The organism is Mesorhizobium sp. M7A.F.Ca.ET.027.03.2.1, from assembly GCF_003999175.1.
GTDB lineage: Bacteria > Pseudomonadota > Alphaproteobacteria > Rhizobiales > Rhizobiaceae > Mesorhizobium.
Genome location: NZ_RZOM01000428.1, coordinates 1 through 4,818, shown reverse-complemented (window position 1 = coordinate 4,818; position 4,818 = coordinate 1). Strand labels below are relative to the sequence as shown.

General features: G+C 63.6%; 5 protein-coding genes. 2 read left to right on the top strand and 3 right to left on the bottom strand.

Going from position 1 to position 4,818, the window contains the following annotated elements; all coding sequences use genetic code 11:
- Nucleotides 1-728: FAD-dependent oxidoreductase (locus EN750_RS18820; RefSeq protein WP_189526306.1), on the top strand; the 728-nt coding region annotated here is incomplete at its 5' end.
- Between the two features lie 21 nt (nucleotides 729-749).
- Here the strand turns inward: EN750_RS18820 and EN750_RS18815 are convergent.
- Nucleotides 750-1,958 carry a DUF459 domain-containing protein gene (locus EN750_RS18815; RefSeq protein ID WP_127397306.1) on the bottom strand — a complete coding sequence of 403 codons (1,209 nt, stop codon included), beginning with the start codon at nucleotides 1,956-1,958 and terminating at the stop codon, nucleotides 750-752.
- Between the two features lie 98 nt (nucleotides 1,959-2,056).
- On the bottom strand, nucleotides 2,057-3,277 hold the full coding sequence (locus EN750_RS18810; RefSeq protein WP_127326637.1) for a lytic murein transglycosylase: 1,221 nt from the start codon (nucleotides 3,275-3,277) through the stop codon (nucleotides 2,057-2,059).
- Between the two features lie 209 nt (nucleotides 3,278-3,486).
- Between EN750_RS18810 and galU the strand changes: the two genes are divergently transcribed.
- Nucleotides 3,487-4,392, top strand: a complete 906-nt coding sequence (gene galU / locus EN750_RS18805; RefSeq protein ID WP_127270261.1) for a UTP--glucose-1-phosphate uridylyltransferase GalU — start codon at nucleotides 3,487-3,489, stop codon at nucleotides 4,390-4,392.
- A 71-nt stretch (nucleotides 4,393-4,463) separates the two neighbouring features.
- On the opposite strand, the gene EN750_RS18800 is transcribed toward galU, so the two are convergent.
- The coding region (locus EN750_RS18800; RefSeq protein ID WP_145967762.1) for an outer membrane beta-barrel protein at nucleotides 4,464-4,818 on the bottom strand (355 nt) is incomplete at its 5' end.

The following is a 4,818-nucleotide window of genomic DNA, read 5'->3' as shown; positions in this document are numbered from 1 at the left end:
CGCGCGCGGCCGGCATTCCCGGCGACGATCTCGGCGGCGTGCATGACGCGATGCCCTATCTGGTGCAGCAGAACAGGCGTGTCGGCGGCGAACCGATCCAGTCGGTGGCGTGGCCGTCGCATCCGATCCTCGCCGGCGGCCAGCATGTGGTCGTCGTCGGCGGCGGCGATACCGCGTCCGACTGCGTCGGCACCGCCTTCCGCCAGGGCGCGGTCCGCGTCACCCAGCTCGACATCCGTCCGCAGCCGCCGGAAAAGGAAGACAAGCTTTCGGTCTGGCCCTACTGGGCGACCAAGATGCGCACCTCGTCCTCGCAGGCCGAAGGCGCCGAGCGCGAGTTTCAGGTGGCGACGCTCGAGTTCATCGGCGAAGACGGCCAGCTGACCGGGGTCAAATGCTGCGAGGTCGACGAAAAGCGCAAGCCGATCGCCGGCAGCGAATTCGTCATTCGTGCCGATCTCGCGTTCATCGCCATCGGCTTTGCCGGGCCGGCTGCGGCCGGGGTGGCGAAGGAATTGGACGGTGAGATGAAGATCGCCACCGACAGCCGCCGCTCCAGGAATGTCGAGGCCAATGACCGCGACTACAAGACCAGCGTGGACAGGCTCTATGCGGCCGGCGACGTGCGTCGTGGCCAGTCGCTGGTCGTCTGGGCGATCCGCGAGGGCCGCCAGGCGGCACGCTCGATCGACGAGGCGTTGATGGGGTCGAGCGTTCTCCCGCGCTGAACCCAGGAGCGTGCAGCGATACTAACGATTGATCGCGGTCGTGGTATCGGTCGCGGCCTTTGGCGGCCATGAGAAATCGTCGGCGCGGCCGGGCGATGCAATCGGTGCCTTGCCCTCGACCACAAGCTTTTCACCGGGCAAGTCCGGATTGGCCTTCGCCGGCGGTGCCGCGCCCAGCAATTCGGAGCCACCGTCGAGTGCCGGATCGCTGAGCAGCATCGGCGCGGTGCGGTCGATAACGATGGGGGCCGCGGCCGGCGCCGGCGCCTCGACAGGTGCGCCCGCCGGAGCGGACGGTGTAATCACGCTTCCAGGCGCGGTCAGGCCGAGGATCTTCAGCAGCGGTTTTTCGGTGTAGAAGGCGAGTTTGCGCTTGCCCGCCCTCGAGACGTTGATGCCGTCATCGGCGCGCAGCCGCACCGGCTGGCCGTTGATGTCGGGGCCGCTGGTGACGAAAGCACCGTTCTCATCGACGAAGCCGTCCCAGACGTCGACGAATTCACCGCCATGGCTTTCAGCGGCCTGATGATAGATGTCGTTGAAGGCCAGCATATCGGAGGTCATCTTCGACACCCGGAACGCCGGCATGCCGACCCAGAGGAAGGGTACCTTTGCCTCCGCGACAGCTTTGCCGAACGCCTCGGTCCGGCGCTCATATTCCTTGGTCCAGGTTTCAGAGCGGGGCTGCTCGCGCACGTCACCCACCTTCATCTGCTGGCGGTCGTTGGAACCCAGCATGACGATCACGGCGGCAGGTTTTTCGGTCTCGATCAGCGATTTGATCTGTTCGGGCCAGTTGTAGAAGTCGTCGCGTACGAAGCCGGACGAACCATTGCTGCGAACGACGATCCTGACGCCGGCATTCTCGGCAAAGGCGGTATCGAGGCCTTCGGCGAGGCCGGCCGCCATGAAGTCTCCGACCACCAGCACGGTGCGGGCGTCCGGTGCCTTGTCGACCACCGGGATTTCCGGTTCCGCGGGCGGGCGCGGGGCGCGGGGTTTTTTCGCTTTGGGCCTGGGCCTCGGCTTCTGGATGTCCTGCGGCGGCTCGATCCGCTCGCTGCGGCGCGGGAACAGAAGGTCGCGCAGCGACCAGCCGCGGTTTTGCTGCTCCTGCGCCATGGCCGGCGCATGAAAGGCGCCAGCCACACCGACGGCGAGCACGATCAAGGCCAGGATGAGCACCGGCATGCGACGAACAAGCCCTGCGATGCGCGCAGCCGAAGCCAATCGTTTCCTCCATCCCTTGGCGCAGCAAATGCCGCGCCAACCAGATTGCTACAGTGTCCTTTGCGCGCCCGAAAGGCCGCGCGGCAGCGCAGGCGGCTCTATTTCTGCCTGAGCCACTTCAGCACTTCCATGCTCGGGTAACCGTCCTGGGTCAAGCCGGCCTTGGCCTGGAAGGCCAAGATGGCTGATTTCGAGCCGTCGCCGATCTTGCCGTCGAACTTGCCGTCATAAAGGCCATGTTGGGAAAGCCGCTGCTGCAGCTCCTGCCTTTCCTCGAAAGTGAGCTTGGTGAAAGGCCGCTTCCAGTCCTGCACGAGACCGCTGGAGCCGGCGATTTCGTCGGCAAGAAGGCCGACGGCCAGCGCGTATTTGTCGGCGTTATTGTAGGCTTTGATGACCGTGAAATTCTTGATCATCAGGAAGGCCGGCCCGTTGCGGCCGTCCGGCACCTTCAGCGTCGCCTTGTCGGAGCCGTTCTTGAACGGCTTGCCGTTGGCCCTGACCACGCCGAGCGCCTGCCATTGCGACAGTGTTTTCGAGCCGCCGGGAAGCTTTCCAGCGGGCAAAGCAACCTCATAGCCCCAGGTCTTGCCGGCCTGCCAGCCATTCTTCTTCAACAAATTGGCTGATGTCGCCAGCGCATCGGGGATCGAATTCCAGATGTCGCGTTTGCCATTGCCGTCCATGTCGACGGCATAGTGCAGATAGCTGGTCGGGATAAACTGGGTATGGCCCATGGCGCCGGCCCAGGATCCGCTCAGATGGCTTTCGTCGATATCGCCGGTCTGCAGGATCTTCAGCGCGGCGACCAGCTGGGTGCGGGCGAATTTCGCCCGCTTCGGATCGGCATAGGCCAAGGTCGCCAGCGAGCGCACGACATTGCGCATGATGTCGTCGCGCTTGAGGATCTCGCCATAGTTCGATTCCATCGACCAGATGGCCAGCAGGATGTAGCGGTTGACACCGAACCTGGCCTCGATCCGGTCCAGCCACGGCTTCCATTTCCTGGCCATCTGCTGGCCGACGGCGACCGACTGGTCATGGACGCGGTTGTCGAAATAGTCCCAGGCAGGGGCCGTGAATTCAGGCTGCGTACGCGCCTTCTCCAGCACCACCGGATCGATATCCCTGATGTTCCTGAAGGCCTGGTCGTAGAGGGCGCCGGAAACGCCGCTCTGCACGGCGGTGGCGCGGAAGCCGGCGACCCACTGCCGGAAACCGGCATCGGCGAAAGCGGGGCCAGGCATCAGCAGAGCGAGCGATAGGCTGGCTGCCGCCATGACGCTGGTAAAAATTTTTGCGGCATTGCGAACGGACATCTTTTCCTCCTTCTCTGTCTCAGGAAAGACCATTCATCGCCGAACCAGGTTAGGAATTAGTTTACCATAGGCGCCACCGGGAACGAAAACACGCTTCGAAGCTTTACCGGTGGACATTCCTCTCAGTTGCCCAGTAGTCCCGAATTCCGGCGTGAAAATGTCTTGGAACGGGGATTGCGGAGCTGGCCCTCAAACGGATAATTGAAAGCATGAAGAGAGTTCGCAAGGCAGTCTTCCCGGTCGCCGGTCTCGGCACACGGTTTCTCCCGGCCACCAAGGCTGTCCCCAAGGAAATGCTGACCGTCGTCGACCGGCCGGTGATCCAGTATGTGGTGGATGAGGCACGCGAGGCCGGCATCGAGCATTTCATCTTCGTCACCGGCCGCAACAAGGCCGTCATCGAGGACCATTTCGACATCCAGTTCGAACTCTATGACACGCTGGCCCAGCGCGGCAAGGACGACCAGCTCGCCCGCCTGCAACGGCTGCAGCCGGCGCCGGGGCAGACCAGTTTCACACGCCAGCAGGTACCGATGGGACTTGGCCATGCCGTCTGGTGCGCCCGCGAGCTCGTCGGCGACGAGCCCTTCGCGCTGTTGCTGCCCGACATGATCATGCAGTCGGAGAAGAGCTGCACGAAGGCAATGGTCGAGCTCTACGAGGAGACCGGCAACAACATCATCGCGGTGCAGGAATGCGCTCCCGCCGAAACCCACAAATACGGCATCGTCGGCCGCGGCGAGGACACGCATCACGGTTTCCGCATCACCGAGATGGTGGAAAAGCCGAAGGCCGGCACCGCGCCGTCCAATCTTTACATCAACGGCCGCTACATCCTGCAGCCGGAGATCTTCAAGATCCTTGAAGGCCAGGAAAAAGGCGCCGGCAACGAGATCCAGCTCACCGACGCCATGCTGAAGCTGGAAAAGCAGCAGCCTTTCTACGGCTACCACTATCGAGGCCGCACGTTCGACTGCGGATCGCCGGAAGGCTTCGTCGAGGCCAACGTCGCCTTCGCGCTGTGGCGCAGCGACATGAACGAGAACATGGCCGGTGTGATCCGCACGCTTCTCGATGAGATGAAGCCATCCGAGCGCCGCGGCGCCGCATCTTAAGTCGATGTCGATGTTCAGCCGGTCCGCGGAAGGGCCGGTCTGATCTCAACGCACGTTGGGCACGCAAGTCCTCAGCGCTGCACTTTCACGCCGAGGAAGATGCTGTTGGCGGTGTAGTCCCGGCCCGGCAGATTGCTGGTCAGCTTCTCGGTCCTCACCCTTGTGGTGAGGCCGGCGTAGCGGTTCAGCCACCAGGTCAGTCCGGCCTCGGCGCTCAACACCCTGTCATGGCCATCGATGCCGATGTAGTCACGCCAGTCGAGGCCCAGAGCCGCATTGGCGGTGAGGTTGGCGCGAATCTGGCGTTCGCCGGTCAGGCGACCGGAATAGAGGATGTCGCCGCTTTCGCCCGATGTGGTCGTGGGCTCGACGGTGGTCCGCCCGGTCAGGCCGATCGTGGTGCCGCGCTCCGGTGACCATTTGAGG

Excerpts from the sequence above, each read along its gene's own strand:
- EN750_RS18810 (WP_127326637.1), bottom strand. The coding sequence starts at position 3,277 with ATGTCCGTTCGCAATGCCGCAAAAATTTTTACCAGCGTCATGGCGGCA.
- galU (WP_127270261.1), top strand. The coding sequence starts at position 3,487 with ATGAAGAGAGTTCGCAAGGCAGTCTTCCCGGTCGCCGGTCTCGGCACA.